Below are 15,861 nucleotides of genomic sequence, written 5' to 3'. Positions count from 1 at the left end.
AAGGTTTCCTATGTCGTCCGCCCTGTATTACCCGCAGCTGCGCGATTGCCGCCGGCTGTTCCTGCGCAATTACGAAGTCATGATCAACATCGGTGTCCATGAGTTCGAAAAGAAGGGCGAGCAACGCGTCCTGATCAATGTCGACCTGTACATTCCGCTCGCGCTGTCGACGCCGAAGGACGACCAGCTGGACGAAGTCGTCGACTACGACTTCATGCGCGAAACCATCGCCCGGCGCATGGCGCAAGGCCACGTACACCTGCAGGAAACGCTGTGCGACGACGTCGTCAAAGCGATGCTGGCCCACCCGAACGTGCGCGCGGCCCGCGTGTCGACGATGAAACCCGACGTGTACCCCGACTGCGAAGGCGTCGGCGTCGAAGTGTTCCAGATCAAGGATGAAGCATGAATGACGTGACGATGGCACGCCCGGCCGACGTGGAAGAGGCAGCCGAGGCAGCCGGCAAGAAGGCCGAGAAGCAGGCCTACGAAAACAACAAGCTGCACAAGCGCCTGTGCCGCCTCGTCGGCCAGGCGATCGGCGATTTCAACATGATCGAGGATGGCGACAAGGTCATGGTCTGCCTGTCCGGCGGCAAGGACAGCTATGCGCTGCTCGACATCCTCATGACCTTGCGCGAGCGCGCGCCGATCCACTTCGACATCGTCGCCGTCAACCTCGACCAGAAACAGCCGAACTTCCCGGCCGACGTGCTGCCGGCCTACCTGGAAAAACTGGGCATCCCGTTCCATATCGAGAACCAGGACACGTACAGCATCGTCAAGCGCCTGATCCCGGAAGGCAAGACGACGTGCTCGCTCTGTTCCAGGCTGCGGCGCGGCATCCTGTACCGAGTGGCGGACGAACTCGGCTGCACGAAGATCGCCCTGGGCCACCACCGCGACGACATCCTCGAAACCTTCTTCCTGAATATGTTCTTCGGTGCGAAGATCAAGGGCATGCCGGCGAAGCTCGTGTCGGACGACGGCAAGCACGTCGTGATCCGCCCGCTGGCCTATGTGAAGGAAGCGGACACCGAGCGCTACGCCGAAGTGAAGGAATTCCCCATCATCCCGTGCGACCTGTGCGGCTCGCAGGAAAACCTGCAGCGCAAGCAGATCAAGGCCATGCTGCGCGACTGGGAGAAGAAATACCCGGGCCGCGTGGAAAACATCTTCTCGTCGCTGTCGACCGTCGTGCCGTCGCACCTGATGGACCGCGACATGTTCGGCTTCACGGACCTGAAGGCCGACGGCGTCGCAAATCCGGCCGGGGACATCGCCTTCGACGAGGAGCCGTGCTCCACGCCGGCCACGGGCACCATTCCGCTGCAACCGCTCTGACCCGCGTTGGCCTTCCCGCGCGGGCGCGCCTGCGCGGGACACCGCTTGCCGCATCTGTGACGTTTCGTATGTAGTGCAGTTTCCTCCTCTCGGCCACCCGTCCTGAAAATGACATCGATTTCACTCTAGCGGCTCCGCGCCAAACCACACAACAGGCCGCTAAAGCGATGTAATATTCCTACCTCGCTCGCAACGCCACGACGGCGCGCGCATCATCCAACCCACTGGATTCCACATGCAAATCGGCCAACCCGCCGGTACCGCCCAGCCGGGCGGCGCCTCCGCCAACGCCAGTCCGCAGGTCGCCAGCCTGCGCATTTTCGTGTTCGCACTGTTCTTCACGTTCGGCGGCATCACGAGCCTGAACGACGTCATCATCCCCAAACTGAAAGACCTGTTCACGTTGTCGTACGCCCAGGCGATGCTCGTGCAGTCGGCGTTCTTCGCGGCCTACTTCATCGTGTCGCTGCCGGCCGCCGCTATCGTGCAGCGGATCGGCTATATGCGGACCGCCGTCGTCGGCCTGCTCACGATGACGGCCGGCTGCCTGCTGTTCATCCCCGCCTCGTCGTCCGGCATGTTCATCACCTTCCTGCTGGCGCTGTTCGTACTGGCCGCCGGCATCACCATCGTGCAGGTCGTGGCGAACCCGCTGATCTCGATGCTGGGCGCCCCCGCCACCGCGTCGAGCCGCCTCACGTTCGCGCAGGCGTTCAACTCGCTCGGCACCACCGTCTTCCCGTACGTCGGCGCGATCCTGATCCTCGGCTCGCTGGCCCGTGTCGACCAGTCCACGCTGTCGGCCGACGCCCTCGCCGCCTACCGCGCCGCCGAGAGCCAGGTCGTCGTGCACACCTACCTCGGCCTGGCGGTCGCGCTGGCCATCGTCGCCTTCCTCGTCTGGACGAACCGCAAGAAGCTCGTCGAGCATCCCCATCCGGAAAGCACCATGCTGGGCGCCTTCGACCTGCTGAAACAGCCCCGCTTCGCGTTCGGCACCCTGTGCATCTTCCTGTACGTCGGTGCGGAAGTCGCAGTGGGCTCCGTGATCGTCAACTACCTGATGCAGCACGACGTGCTGGGCCTGGGCGCGGAAGCGGCCGGCAAGCACGTCCCGCTGTATTGGGGCGGTGCAATGGTCGGCCGTTTCCTCGGCGCCTACGTCTTGCGCATCTGCTCGCCGGGCAAGGTGCTGGCCGGCGCCGGCGCCATCGCCGCGCTGCTGTTGCTCGTCTCGGCCACGACGCACGGCGCCGCGTCGGGCTGGGCGCTGCTGGCCATCGGCCTCGTCAACTCCATCATGTTCCCCACGATCTTCACGCTGGCCTCGGAAGGCCTGGGCGAGCGCGCAGCCGAAGGCTCGGGCCTGATCTGCGTGGCCATCGTCGGCGGCGCCATCGTGCCGCTGATCACGGGCTACGCCGCCGATGCCGCCGGCCTGCGCCTCGCGCTCGCCGTGCCTGCGCTGTGCTACCTCGTCATCCTCGCGTTCGGCTGGTATGCGCGCCGGCCGCTGCAGCGCGACTGAAGCTGCGACGGAGCCCGCGACCGATCCTCGCGTCTTCTACGTCCGGGCAGCCTGCCTGCCCGGACGTACCGCTCGCCGACTACCCGCACCGCCTTCTACCCGCACCGTGATCCGGCCACGCACTGTCATCCGGCCACGTCGGTCCCGGCCGGGATCACGCCGTCCTGTCGCCCCTGCGCCGGCCCCAGCTGGCGCAGCGCGCGCGCGTTGATGCGGTCCCGTTCCCCATCGTGCAGCCACCCCCACTTGTTGAAGTAGCGCCAGGCCGACACGCACCGCCGCCACCAGCACGCCGACCGCACGCGCCACCCGCCGCCGACGTGAGCAGGGTCGCGCACGACGGTCACGTGCGGCACGAACACGGTGCGCGCGATGCGGGCCGTACGGCGCGCCAGGTCGACCGTGTCGAAGCGCAGCAGGAAGCGCTCGTCGAACATGCCGGCGCGCAGCAGCGTCTCCATCCGCATCAGCAGGCAACAGGCCGTGGGCACGGGCACGTCCATCACGCGGCTGTAGCCGCTCGCGTGCAACTGGTAGCGCGCAAGCCTGCCGCTGGACCGATGCAGCAACGGGAAACAGCGGCCCAGCAGCAGTTCCAGCGGCCCCGGCAGCAGGCTGCACATCGGCACCAATCGCCCGTCCGGCCCTTGCACCCGCGGCGCCAGCAAGCCGACGTCCAGATGCTGCTCCATGTAGGCAACCATCCTGGCCACCGCGTCGACCGGCAAGCCAATGTCTGGCCTGAGCAGCAGGTGGTAGGCGCTCCCGGCGCCCGCAGCCTCGCGCAACACCCGGTTATGGATGCGGGCGTGACCCGGCCAGTCGGGCTGGCGCCGATAGTGCACGCCGTAGCGTCCGGCGAGTGCGGCCAGCCCGGGGTGGCGTGCATCGTCGACCAGGTAGACCAGCACGTGCGGGCTGGCGGTCGCGAGGCTGAGCAGCAGGCGCTCGATGCGTTCCGGTGCCGCCGTGCCGCACACGATGCAGCAACTGGCGCGGGCCGCCGCGGCGCCCATGCTCAGCCTCCGCCGCGCGTGCGCGTTCGGCGGCGTCCGGCCACGGCCCGCGTGGCGTGACGACCGGGTGCAAAGTCGGGATGGGTCCGCATGGCGCTCTCCTTTGTCGATCACACATGTGGTAAGAGCGGCGCCGTGCGCGGCGGTTGCAGCGGAATCGACGGCGCTTGCGCGGGATCAGACCGCGCGCAAGTCGCGCCGACGAACGGGAACGGCAGAGGTCCAACGATCCAGGGGCCCGCGTGCGCATGCGGCCCGCGCAGCGTGTTACAGCGCCACGTCGGTGCGCAACACCGGGTACAGGTTCAGCCGCTCATCCCAGGACGGGTGGCGGCGCGCGAAGAATTCCAGGCGTGCGTGGGGATTCCCTGCAAACGCCGGGTCGTGCTCGAGCCTGTTGCGGAACGCGGCGGCCAGCGCCGGGTCGCGCGCCATCTGCTCGCGCGCGACATCCTCGGCCACGTAGTCCTCCATGTATTCCTTGGGCTCGAAGGCGTTGTTGAACTCGCCCCAGGCCAGCAGCGAATCGGGAGCCTGCGGCTCGAACAGGGCCATCACGAGCCGCGCCTTGGGCTGGGCGATCGGCACGAACAGCGCGCCCTTGACGAGGTTGCGCGGCTCCGCTTTCCAGGCGCCCGTCACCGTCAGGCGCTGGTGCGATTCGAACGACGTCGCCGCGAACGTGGCCTGTTCGGCGCGGAACGTTTGCACGGGTGCGCCGTCGATGGCCTTGTCCAGCCTGCGGAACACGATGCCGTGCTGCGTGAGCTTGGCCGCGACCATCTGCGCCCACGCGGCAGGCACGACGTAGCCGGCGCCCGGCGCCTGCACCTGCAGGTCGGCCACGACTTCGTCGCGCAGCGGCACGTGCCAGACTTGCGGCTGAGTCTCGTCGTAGTGCGTCATCAGCATGCCCGACACGTCCGACATCGTGCGCGTGTACGCATAGCCCTGGAAGTCGACCATCGTCGTCCGGTCGGTCGTGCGGTACGTCAGCGCGACCGGTTGGCCGGCGATGTGCGTGGCGCGGGCGTCGGCGTCGCGCGCCGCCTGCTGCCAGGCCGCGCCGTGTGCGGCGACCTGCTGCAGGACGGACACTACCGCATTGTGCGTGATGCGCACGCGGGTCGGGTAATCCTTCCACGAATGCGTCTCGACGAGCATCGCCATCCGGTTGCGCAGCTGGAAATAGCCGGTCGAGAAGCGCGGATCGGACACGCCGTCGACGAAACCCGAGGCCGGGTCGTCCGTCTCCTTGAACGACATGTAGTACGCCTGCGGCATCGAACCCTGCTTGGCGATGTCGGCGATGACGTTCGCGCGCAGCGCCAGGCCGGCCTTGCGGAATTCCGGATCGCCCGAGTACACGGGCTCGACCTGGATCGACACGTCGTGCTGGAACTTGGCGCCGTCCGTCACGTGCAGGTCGACGTAGGTCAGCGGGTCCCAGGCGTTCACGAGCGCCAGCATGGCTTGCATCTCGGGCGCATCGGCCTTCACGTAATCGCGGTTCAAGTTGAAGTTCTGCGCCGTCGTGCGCCAGCCCATCTCGACGGGGCCGCGCTGGTTCGGGCGGTTCCACTTGGCGAAGCGCTCGTGGCCGTCCACGTTGAACACGGGGACGAACAGCAGGACCTGCTTGTCGAGCACACCCGGCGCGACCTTGCCCTCAAGGATCTCGCGCAGGGCGAGGAAGCCGGCGTCCTTGCCGTCGATCTCGCCTGCGTGGATGCCACCCTGGACCAGCGTCACCGGCAGGCCCGCCTTGCGCGCGGCAACCGGCGTGAGCGTGCCGCGGGCATTGGCGGCCAGCGCCAGCATGGGCCTGCCTTCCGGCGTCGTGCCGAACTGGAAGCAGCTCACTTGCTTCGGATATGCCTGCTGAAAGGCACGGCAAAGCCTGACGACTTCATCGTAGCGCCCCGTGGCCTGGAAGCCGGAGCGTTCCGAGACGGTGACCAGGTCGGGGGCGGCATGCGCCAGGGGAGCGGCCAGCAAGGCCAGCAGGAACGCGGTACGGATCATCGAACGACTCCGGCAAATTAGGAAAGATATAAGCCGGAAATTATAGATCTGTACTGCGGATCGGTCCTGCTCAGGACGGGACACCCCGGGCCGCCGGCCCGGGGACAGGTGGATGACGCTCAGCGCGCCCAGGTCTTGGGGTAGATCGCGATCTTCTTCGCGGCCGGCTTCGCCAGGCGCATCTGCACGGAGCTCGCGAAACCGGTCGCCGCCGCCGGGCAGGTGTTGTTGGCGCGGTAGGACAGCGCCGCGGCCAGCATGCCTTCGGCCGGATCGCCCAGGGCGTGCGTCATGTCGTCGGACGCGGCGCACGTCGGTGCGAAACCGTCCGCGTAATCGCCGTAGCCTTTCGCGTTCACGCCCTTGAACTGGATCGAGAAGTAGGTCGTGCCGCAGTTGTCCACCGGCGTGAAGCCATAGGGCTTGCCGCACGTCGTACCGCCGACCAGGTCGACCTTGACGTCCACGCCGCGCAGGCCATTGATGACGGCTTCGCTGGCCGAGCACGTGTCGGGCGACGTGAGGACGGTCACGTGGTTCAGGCCCAGGTACGGCAGCGGCGTGTTGGCCGCGGCGGAGAAGCCGTAGGCCGTGCTCAGGAAAGGAACGGCGGCACCGGGTGCCGTCTTGTCGTTGTAGACAGGACGGTCGAACGTCTTGTTCGCCGCGCTTGGTCCGGCGACCATGTACGCGAGCTCGCTGGCGATGTACAGCAGGCCGCCGCCGTTGTAGCGCATGTCGAGCACGAGGTCAGTCGCGCCCTGGTTCTTCAGCGAGGTGAACGCGTCGATCAGCTGCTGCTCGGATGCGGCATTGTGGTCTTCGAAACTCAGATAACCCACCTTGCCCGTCGGCGTATCGATCACCTTCACGCTCTTCACGGGCACGATGGAGACGACGGCCGACGTCATCGGGACGTTGACCGTGGCGCCGTTGCGCTGGACCGTCAGCGTGTGGTTTTCGCCCGCATTCGCGGGCAGCAGGCCGGCGTTCAGCTGGTCGACCTGCGCGGCATCCGTCGAGTTGACGAAGTCGACGCCGTCGACGGCCGTCAGCATGTCGCCGCGCTGCAGACCGGCCGCGGCGGCCGGCGAGTTCGGCTGGACAATCGCGATACGCCAGTTACGCGGCGCCGTGACGGAATTCACGGACCAGGTCACGCCATAGCCCGTATCCTGGCTCTGGTTGCTGATCGCATCCCATTCCGCCGTCGTGTACGTGAAGTGGAAACGGTCCTTCGGCTGGCCGGACGCGGTCGTTGCATTCGTCTTCAGCGCGGCGAAGTAATCGAGCGTGTTCGTGTAATCCGCCATGCGGACGGTGGTCGGGACTTCGTTGTACCAGAGATAGGTCTTATCGATCCAGCCGCGCAGGAATTTCATTTCGTCCTGCAAGGTGCCCTGGCGGTCCGGGAACGGCACGCCTTCGGCGTCGACGCCCGTGCGCGGCTTGGCGCACAGGTTCTGCACGCTCGTGTAGTCCGCGAGGATCGGATCCGGCGTCGGTCCGGGATCCGGGGTCGGCGTGGGTGTCGGGTTGTTGGCTACCGGTGTCGAGGTGCCACTGGAACCTCCTCCGCCGCCGCAAGCGGACAGGGTGAGCAGCGCCACGAAAGCGCTGGCAAACAGGCGGGAGAAAGCGGTCGATGTCGGGGGGAATTTTGGCGTGCTCATGCATTAATTATAGTTGCCGCATACCCGCGCACGATATCCAAATGTAACAGAGCAACAAATATTTTTTGCAACATTCGCCGGCCGGTTTTTGCCCGGCCGGCGGTGTCGTGACACGCCCGATCAGGCAGCGCGGGTGACCGTGGCGCCGCCGTGGAATGCGGCCACCAATTCCCCTTCCTTGCGCTTGGCCGCCTTCAGGTTGCGCTCCTTGACGTGGCCGAAACCGCGGATGTCTTCCGGGACGCTCGCGATCGCGACGGCCTGCGCCAGGTTGTCGGCCGTCAGCTTCGGCAGCAGGCCTTCGACGGTCGCGCGGTACTCCGCGATCAGCGCGCGTTCCATCTTGCGCTCCGCCGTGTGGCCGAACGGATCGAGCGCCGTGCCGCGCAAGCCCTTCAGCTTCGCCAGCACGCCGAACGCCTTCATCATCCACGGGCCGAACTCCTGCTTCACGAGGTGGCCTTCCTTGTCCTTCTTCGCGAACAGCGGCGGCGCCAGGTGGAATTTCAATGTCACGTCGCCTTCGAACATGCCGTCGATCTTGGCCATGAACGCGGGGTCGGTGTACAGACGCGCGACCTCGTACTCGTCCTTGTACGCCATCAGCTTGTGCAGGTAGCGCGCGACGGCTTCCGTCAGGCGCGTGCCCTTGCCCAGCTTCTCTTCAGCGGCGCGCACGCGGTCGACGAAGGCCTTGTACTGCGCGGCATAGTCGGCGTTCTGGTACGCGGTCAGGAGTTCGACGCGGCGCTTGACGAGGTCGTCGAGCGATTGCGCGCGCTTGAATTCGATCACCTTCGCGGGCGTGACGAGCTTTTGCACGGACGGCAGGTCGTGCGCGGCCGTGCGGCCCCAGTTGAACGCGGCCTTGTTGAAGCCGACGGACACGCCGTTCAACTCGATGGCCTTCATGATCGACGCTTCCTGCAGCGGCACGTGGCCCTTCTGGAACGCGTAGCCCAGCATGAACATATTGGTGGCGATGGCATCGCCCATCAACGTTGTCGCGATGTGGCCGGCGTCGATGAAGTCGACGTTGCCCTCGCCGCACGCCTGCACGATGGCGCCGCGCGAGCCTTCGGCCGGGAATTGCCAGTCCGGGTTCTTGATGAACGCGGCGGTGGTGGCGCCCGTGCCGTTCACGGCGGCCCACGTGCGGCCTTCGCCCATGCGCGACAGCGCGTCGCGGCTGGCGGTGACGATCTGGTCACAGCCGATCACGAGGTCGGCGTTACCCGTGCCGACGCGCGTCGAATACAGGTCCGACTGGCGGTCGGCAAGACGCACGTGCGACATCACGGGGCCGCCCTTCTGCGCGAGGCCGCTCATGTCCAGCACGAGGGCGCCCTTGTTCTCGACGTGGGCGGCCACCGCGAGGATCTGGCCGACCGTCACGACACCCGTGCCGCCGATACCGGTGACGAGGATGCCGAACGGGTTCGTCGTCGCCGGGATCTTCGGCATCGGCAGCGACGGCGGCGTCGCTTCGGCCGCCGTCTTCTTCGGTTTCTTCAGGCCGCCCCCTTCGACGGTGACGAAGCTCGGGCAGAAGCCGGTCACGCACGAGAAGTCCTTGTTGCACGACGACTGGTTGATCTGGCGCTTGCGGCCCAGCTCCGTTTCCAGCGGTTCGACGGACAGGCAGTTCGACTGCTTCGAGCAATCGCCGCAGCCTTCGCACACGGCTTCGTTGATCACGGCGCGCTTGGCCGGATCGGGGTAAGCGCCTTTCTTCCGGCGGCGGCGTTTCTCGGACGCGCAGGTCTGGTCGTAGATCATCGCGGAGACGCCCGGCATCTCGCGCAGTTCGCGCTGCACGTCCATCAGTTCGGCACGATGGCGCACCGTGACGCCTTCGGCCCACGGATAATCGTCCGGGTATTTTTCCGGTTCGTCCGTGACGACGATGATCGGCTTGACGCCTTCGGCCGCCAGCTGGCGGCTGATCTTGGCCGGGTCGAGCGGACCGTCGACGACCTGGCCACCCGTCATCGCGACGGCGTCGTTGTACAGAATCTTGTACGTGATGTTGACCTTCGCGGCGACCGACGCGCGGATCGCCAGCACGCCCGAGTGGTAATACGTGCCGTCGCCGAGGTTCGCGAACACGTGCTTCTCGCCCGTGAACGGCGCCTGGCCGATCCACGTGACGCCCTCGCCCCCCATGTGCGTGAACGTGGACGTCTCGCGGTCCATCCACAGCACCATGTAGTGGCAGCCGATACCGGCCATCGCGCGCGACCCTTCCGGCACCTTCGTCGAGCTGTTGTGCGGGCAGCCGGAGCAGAAGTACGGGATGCGGTCCGTTTCCGGATTCGCCTTCGGGATGTTCTTGAGGATCAGTTCCTTCGCTTCGAGGAAGGCGATGCGTTCCTTCACGCGTTGCTCGACCGGGTGCCCGGCGCAGTAGTGCGAGATGCGCGACGCGATCGCGCGCGCGATCTGGGCCGGGTTCAGTTCGTAGTTCGCCGACAGCAGCCAGTCGCCCTGGCCGGAGCGGTTCTTGACGCTCCATTCGCCGGCGTCGTCGAACTTGCCGACGACGCGCGGCCGCTCGCCGTCCGGCAGGTTGTACAGCTCTTCCTTCAGCGCGTATTCCAGCACCTGCCGCTTTTCCTCGACGACGAGGATCTCGTCCAGGCCGCGCGCGAATTCGTGCACGCCCACCGAGTCGAGCGGCCACGTCATGCCAACCTTGTAGACGCGCAGGCCGATGTCGCGCGCCGCCTGCTCGTCGATGCCCAGGTCGGCCAGCGCCTGGCGCGTGTCGAGGTAGGACTTGCCCGCGGTGATGATGCCGATCTTCGGCGTGGGGCTGTCCCAGATGATCTGATTGAGTTTGTTCGCACGCGCATACGCGAGGGCGGCATACCACTTGTAGTGGTTCATGCGCACTTCCTGGTCCAGCACGGCGTCCGGCCAGCGGATGTTCAAGCCGCCCGGCGGCATCTCGAAGTCGGTCGGCAGGATCGTCTGCACGCGGTCCGGATCGAGGTCGACGACGGCGCCCGATTCGATGATGTCGGTCACGCACTTCATCGACACCCACAGGCCGCTGTAGCGGCTCATCGCCCATGCGTGCAGGCCGTAGTCGATGTATTCCTGCACGGATGACGGGTACAGCACGGGAATGCCGCAGTGGTGCAGGATGTGGTCGGACTGGTGCGCCGTCGACGACGATTTCGCCGCATGGTCGTCGCCCGCCAGTACGAGCACGCCGCCGTTCTTCGCGGAGCCCGCATTGTTACCGTGCTTGAACACGTCGCCGCAGCGGTCCACGCCGGGGCCCTTGCCGTACCACATGGCGAACACGCCGTCGTAGGTCGCGTCCTTGAACAGATTGGTCTGCTGCGTGCCCCAGACGGCCGTCGCCGCGAGGTCTTCGTTCATGCCGGGGTGGAAGTGGACGTGGTGCGCTTCCAGGTGCTTCTGCGCTTTCCACGCCGTCTGGTCGACCTGCGTGACGGGCGACCCGCGGTAGCCGGTGATGTAGCCGGCCGTGTTCAGGCCGGCCTTCAGGTCGCGTTCGCGCTGCAGCATCGGCAGGCGGATCAGCGCCTGGGTACCCGTCATGAAGGCGCGGCCGCGCTCGAGCGTCCATTTATCGTCGAGGGTGATCTCGTGCGGGGGTAGCGGTTCCAGCTGGCTGCGGTCCAGGGGGGCGTTCATGCGTGTCTCCGTTGTGTTTGTTGTACGCGTGGCCATTGCATTGGCGCCGGTTGAACGCGTCTGTGTCCGGGCCAGTATAGACCTGTGTCACAAGCATTAAATTTCAATGAATTCCCCCCACCAAACGATTTGCGCAATAAAATTGCGAAGTGCGCCCGTCCTGAGGAGAATTCATGTCAAAAATCGAGCTGGATAAAACCGACCGCAAAATCCTGGCCATTCTCCAGTCGGATGGCCGCCTGTCCAACCAGGACGTGGCGGAACGCGTCAGCCTGTCGCCGTCGCCCTGCCTGCGCCGCATCAAACGGTTGGAAGAGGCCGGCGTCATCCGGCAATACGTCGCCCTGCTCGATCCCGACAAACTGGGGCTGGGCCTGCTGGCCTATGTGAATGTCCGGCTGGAAAAACACAGCGAAGGCGCGCCGAACGCGCGCGTGCCCGCGACGTCGCCGCGCTTCGAGTTCGCCCAGGCCGTGTCGACCTGGCCGGAAGTCGTGGCCTGCTATGCGATGACGGGGGAGATGGATTTCCTGCTGCGCGTGCACGTGGAAGACATGGACCACTTCTCGCGCTTCATGATGGGCACCCTGCTGCGCCATCCGGCCGTGCTGGACGTGAAATCGAGCTTCGCCCTCCAGCGCATCAAGGAAACGACGGCGCTGCCCATCGTTTGACGGGCGTTCTTATACTGGTAGGGTGGGCATTTGAGGCCGGCGGCCTCGAATGAGACGAGCCCACGCGGGACGTCAGCGTCTCTTTACTCTTCTGTTTAGTAATAAGCACGAAACTCAAAGGCCGCGGTGCGGACGCGTTTGACCGGCAAACACGACACCGGTAATCTCGACCGGGTCTCGATCCAGCCGGCGCGACTCAGGGCGCGGCGGCCGGTTCGTCTCCGGCCGGGCAACCGGCTCTCTTCTTACCGATGCACCGGGCAGCTGCCCGGTCGTCGGTTTTTTTTGCCCCTACCAGCCCGCGATGCGCCTCAGCTGCGGCAGCAATTCGGCCACCATGGCCGCATGCTGGGCCGTCGTCGGATGGCCGTTGACGGCGTCACCCGGCTGGTACGTCGCCGGCGCGAGCGAGTAGACGCGGGCATCGTGCACGCGCGCCATCGCTTCCTTCAGATAGCCGATCAACGCGGCCTTCTTGTCGCCATTCAGCAGCACGCCTTCCGTCAGCGCGACCTGCGCGTGCGGATGGTCGCGCAGCACGCGGCGCAGCAGGTCCGTGTACGCGTCCACATAGCCCGCACGCTCCGGAATGCCGGGGTTGAAATCGTTGGTGCCGATGGCGATGACGATCAGGTCCGCATCGTAATCGGCCTGTTTCCAGCGCACCGGATGCGCGGCGTCGGCGATGGCGAGGTCGTAGAACGCGGGCAGCTGGAATTCGTCGGTGTGGCCGTTCCAGCTGCGCACCAGGCCCCGGCCGCCATAGCAGACCAGCTGCACCTGCGCGTCGAGGGCGCGCGCGGCCAGCATGCCGTAGGACAGGCGCGGGTTCGACCATTCGGGCATGTCCTTCTCGTCGGCACCACGCTCCATGACGGCGCCGCACGTCACGGAATCGCCCAGCACGAGCAGGCGTCGCTTCGGCAGCGGCGGCGCCGCGAGGAACGCGCCGTCGGTCGCGAAGCGCGCGATGGAGGGCTCGCCGAGCCACGTCTCGCCGCGGTGCACGAGTTCCACCTTGTGCGGACCGGGCGCCGCGTCCTTGAACACGTCGTAGCGTTTCATCTCCGGCGCCAGGCGCAGCGTGCCCGCGGGCTTGCCATCCACGATCACGTCGAACAGGCTGCGGGTGCCGCCCGAGGCATCGACGGCGAGGCGCGTGCCGTCCACGGCCACCAGCAAGGTCACGCCGGGATAGCCGAAGCGCACCGTGCCATCGTCCGCGGCGACCGTGCGGCCCATGCGGGTCACGTGGCCATCGCTCGCCGCGATGGTCTGTTCGGCCGCCGCGCCGGCCGCGCACCATGCCAGCAGCGCGGCGACCAGCGGCCGACGCATCACGCGCCCTTCTTCAGGCGCAGCAGCACGACGCCGTGCGCGGGCACCGTCGCGTCGAGGCGGCGGCTCGTGTCGCCCGTCTTGCCGGTCCACGCGTCCGTCCAGTGCCAAGTGGCCTTGCTGAAGTCGAGTTGGTGCTTGAAGACCTGGTCGTCGATCACGTTCTGCTTCCAGTCATAGTGCAGCGGCAGCGCCGTCTCGCCGCGGTTCAGCACCATGAAGGCCCACTCGTCGTTCGCGAGCGGCTTGGCCCACAGTTCGACGGGCCCCTGCTTCCAGAAACGCAGCGCCGCCACGCCCAGCGGGTCCTGGTTGATGGCGATGACGTCGCGCCGGCCGATGATCTTCTTCACCGACTCCGGCATCGAACGCAGGTCGTTACCGAGGATCAGCGGGGAATTCAGCATCGCCCAGATCGAGAAGTGCGAACGGTCCTCGTCTTCCGTCATGCCCATGCCGACTTCCAGCATGTCCATGTCGTTCCAGTGGCCCGGCCCCGCATACTTGCGCAGGCCCGCCTGCATGTCGAGGATGCGCATCACGCCCCAGCGGGACCACGTACCGGCACTGAGTTCGCAATCCCAGCACGGATAGATGTCGCCCGTCGTGCGCCACGAGTGGCCGACCTCGGGCGCCCATTCCCACGGCTTGTTGTCGCCCCATTCGCAGAGGCTGAACAGGATCGGGCGGTTGGCCGCGCGGATCGCGTCGCGCATCGTCGTGTAGGCACCGACGGCGCTCAAGCCCTTGCTCTCGCACCAGTCGTATTTCAAATAGTCGATGCCCCAGGCGGCATACGTCTTCGCGTCCTGGTATTCGTGGCCGCGGCTGCCGGGGCGGCCGCCGCACGTCTTGTCGCCCACGTCGGAATAAATGCCCAGCTTCAGGCCGCGCGCGTGCACGTAGTCGGCCAGCGCCTTCATCCCGGACGGGAAGCGCTGCGGGTCCGGCTGGATGTCGCCGTGCTCGTCGCGCGCGCCGTGCCAGCAGTCGTCGATGTTGATGTACTGGTAGCCCGCATCCTTCAAGCCTGTCTTCACCATCGCGTCGGCCGTCTCGCGGATCAGCTTTTCGTCGATGTCGCAGGCGAATCGATTCCAGCTGTTCCAGCCCATTTGCGGGGTGGCCGCGAGGCCGTCGAATTTCTGCGCCCACGCGGCGGCGGGGGACGCCGCGATGGCCGCGGCGAGGATCAGGGAGGCTCTCCGGTTCACTGTTTCGCTCCGATGGTTTTCAGGCGTTTGTCGTGGGCCGCGATCAACTTGAGCGAGCTCGCGTCGCTGTCGAACACGGAATACAGGCCCTGCTCTTCCTGCGGCGGATCGCCGACGAAATCGTTCCCCGGCTTCCACCAGTAATCGGCATTGGCCGCGCGGCCCGCGCCGCCCCAGGCCCAGAAGGCCCAGCCGCCGACGGGGTCGCCCGCGGCCGCGCGCTTCTCCAACGTCGTGAACACCTCGTCGTAGAAACGGTCGCGGACCTTCGTCGACGCCTTGATGTCGAACGAGCCGCCGTCGCGGTTCAGGCCGAATTCCTCCAGCACGATCGGCTTGCCCAGCTGCTTCGCATAGTCGACGTGCACGTTCAGGTAGTGCTGCGCCTTGTCCATCATGCCGGCCCACGTCGTGTCGGGCTGCTTCGGATCGAACCAGCCCCAGTTCGCGGGCCACAGGTGGTACGTGAGGTAGGCGATGTCCGGCGTGCGGTGCGCGTCCAGGTACAGCTGCGCATCCTGCGCGGAACCCGCGAGGCCTTCGCTACCGGTGCTCACCATGTGGTTTGCGTCGAGCGAGCGGATGTAGTGCGCAGTGTCGGCGATCCACTTCACGTACGTCGCCTTCTCTTCCTTGGTCGACTTGGCGTTGCCGGGCCGCGGCTCGTTCGCCAGCTGCCACGACAGGATCACGGGGTCGTCGCGGTAAGGCTTCTTCGTCACCGTGTTCGTGCGCTGGACGATCTTCGCGATCACGTTGCGGTACTCGGCCTGCGCGCGCGCGTTCGTGTAGAAGCGCGCGTTCTCGGCCATGAAGCGTTCGTAATCCTTGCTCACGTTCGGGTCGTGCGCGGGCGAACCGGTGAACCAGTTCAGGTACTGCGTCATCCCGCCGGACCACTGCCAGAAATTATTCAGGTACAGCACGGCCGTCATGTCGCGCTTCGCCAGTTCCGCCATCAGGAAGTCCAGGCCTTGCAGCAGCTGCTCGTCGTAGTGGCCGGGCGCGCTCGTCGTGGCGGGGCTGACGGCGCTTTTCATCGCCGTCTGCTCCGACACCGCGAGCACGCGCACGTTGTTGACACCCAGCGCCTTCAACCGGTCCAGTTCCTTGACGAGGCGGGCGCGCTGCCCGACGCTGCTCGGCGCGCCGAGGTAGCCGCCGTACCAGAAGTTCGCTCCGGCCACCATATAGCGTTGGCCGTTGCGTTCGAAGTGGCTGTCCTTGACGGCCACGAAACTGCTCTTGCCGCCCGCCGCGCCGGCCGCGTGGGCGATGCCGAATGCGCCGGCCGCCAGCAGGGCGGCGGCCAGGGCGATCTTGCCGAACTTGCTTTGCATATAGTCTCCTCGCGCTCCTCGGGAAGCGTCGTTATCGGTC

The 15,861-nt window shown here is 66.4% G+C and carries 11 protein-coding genes; 4 read left to right on the top strand and 7 right to left on the bottom strand.

Annotation, left to right across the window (positions count from 1 at the left end):
• Window positions 1–10 precede the first annotated feature (10 nt).
• The 3 genes from NX784_RS04475 (at window position 11) to NX784_RS04465 (ending at window position 2,872) form a co-directional block, all read left to right on the top strand.
• Complete coding sequence (locus NX784_RS04475) at window positions 11–409, top strand: dihydroneopterin aldolase (protein ID WP_258815498.1); 399 nt, start codon at window positions 11–13, stop codon at window positions 407–409.
• Window positions 406–1,344 (top strand): tRNA 2-thiocytidine(32) synthetase TtcA, encoded by a 939-nt coding sequence (gene ttcA / locus NX784_RS04470; RefSeq protein WP_258815496.1) that lies wholly within the window; start codon window positions 406–408, stop codon window positions 1,342–1,344. The genes NX784_RS04475 and ttcA overlap by 4 nt, the downstream gene beginning before the upstream one ends.
• A gap of 235 nt (window positions 1,345–1,579) precedes the next feature.
• Window positions 1,580–2,872 (top strand): sugar MFS transporter, encoded by a 1,293-nt coding sequence (locus NX784_RS04465; protein ID WP_258815495.1) that lies wholly within the window; start codon window positions 1,580–1,582, stop codon window positions 2,870–2,872.
• Between the two features lie 125 nt (window positions 2,873–2,997).
• Here the strand turns inward: NX784_RS04465 and NX784_RS04460 are convergent, their stop codons facing one another.
• From NX784_RS04460 to NX784_RS04445, 4 genes are all read right to left on the bottom strand, one after another.
• A complete protein-coding gene (locus tag NX784_RS04460) occupies window positions 2,998–3,888 on the bottom strand; it encodes a glycosyltransferase family protein (protein WP_258815494.1) in 891 nt (296 codons plus the stop codon).
• A 267-nt stretch (window positions 3,889–4,155) separates the two neighbouring features.
• Window positions 4,156–5,913, bottom strand: a complete 1,758-nt coding sequence (locus NX784_RS04455; RefSeq protein ID WP_258815493.1) for a M14 family metallopeptidase — start codon at window positions 5,911–5,913, stop codon at window positions 4,156–4,158.
• Window positions 5,914–6,032: 119 nt separating this feature from the next.
• Window positions 6,033–7,586 carry a S41 family peptidase gene (locus NX784_RS04450; RefSeq protein WP_258815491.1) on the bottom strand — a complete coding sequence of 518 codons (1,554 nt, stop codon included), beginning with the start codon at window positions 7,584–7,586 and terminating at the stop codon, window positions 6,033–6,035.
• Window positions 7,587–7,706: 120 nt separating this feature from the next.
• The gene (locus NX784_RS04445; RefSeq protein ID WP_258815490.1) at window positions 7,707–11,255 is read right to left on the bottom strand and encodes an indolepyruvate ferredoxin oxidoreductase family protein; all 3,549 of its coding nucleotides are present in this window, start codon (window positions 11,253–11,255) and stop codon (window positions 7,707–7,709) included.
• 173 nt (window positions 11,256–11,428) lie between these two features.
• Here NX784_RS04445 and NX784_RS04440 point away from each other — a divergent pair, with 173 nt between their 5' ends.
• Window positions 11,429–11,929: an Lrp/AsnC family transcriptional regulator gene (locus NX784_RS04440; protein WP_166857807.1), complete on the top strand. Its 501-nt coding sequence runs from the start codon at window positions 11,429–11,431 to the stop codon at window positions 11,927–11,929.
• Between the two features lie 291 nt (window positions 11,930–12,220).
• On the opposite strand, the gene axe2C is transcribed toward NX784_RS04440, so the two are convergent.
• Genes axe2C through NX784_RS04425 form a run of 3 tightly spaced genes read right to left on the bottom strand, consistent with a single transcriptional unit; the run spans window position 12,221 to window position 15,821 of the window.
• Window positions 12,221–13,267 (bottom strand): bifunctional acetylxylan esterase/glucomannan deacetylase AxeC2, encoded by a 1,047-nt coding sequence (gene axe2C / locus NX784_RS04435; protein ID WP_258815489.1) that lies wholly within the window; start codon window positions 13,265–13,267, stop codon window positions 12,221–12,223.
• On the bottom strand, window positions 13,267–14,481 hold the full coding sequence (locus NX784_RS04430) for a glycoside hydrolase family 27 protein (protein WP_258815488.1): 1,215 nt from the start codon (window positions 14,479–14,481) through the stop codon (window positions 13,267–13,269). Before NX784_RS04430 ends, axe2C begins: the two co-directional genes overlap by 1 nt.
• Complete coding sequence (locus NX784_RS04425; protein ID WP_258815487.1) at window positions 14,478–15,821, bottom strand: glycoside hydrolase 5 family protein; 1,344 nt, start codon at window positions 15,819–15,821, stop codon at window positions 14,478–14,480. Before NX784_RS04425 ends, NX784_RS04430 begins: the two co-directional genes overlap by 4 nt.
• Window positions 15,822–15,861: the final 40 nt, after the last annotated feature.

Source organism: Massilia pinisoli (assembly GCF_024753285.1).
Classification (GTDB): Bacteria; Pseudomonadota; Gammaproteobacteria; order Burkholderiales; family Burkholderiaceae_D; genus Telluria; species Telluria pinisoli.
This window is presented reverse-complemented; position numbering and strand designations above follow the sequence as displayed.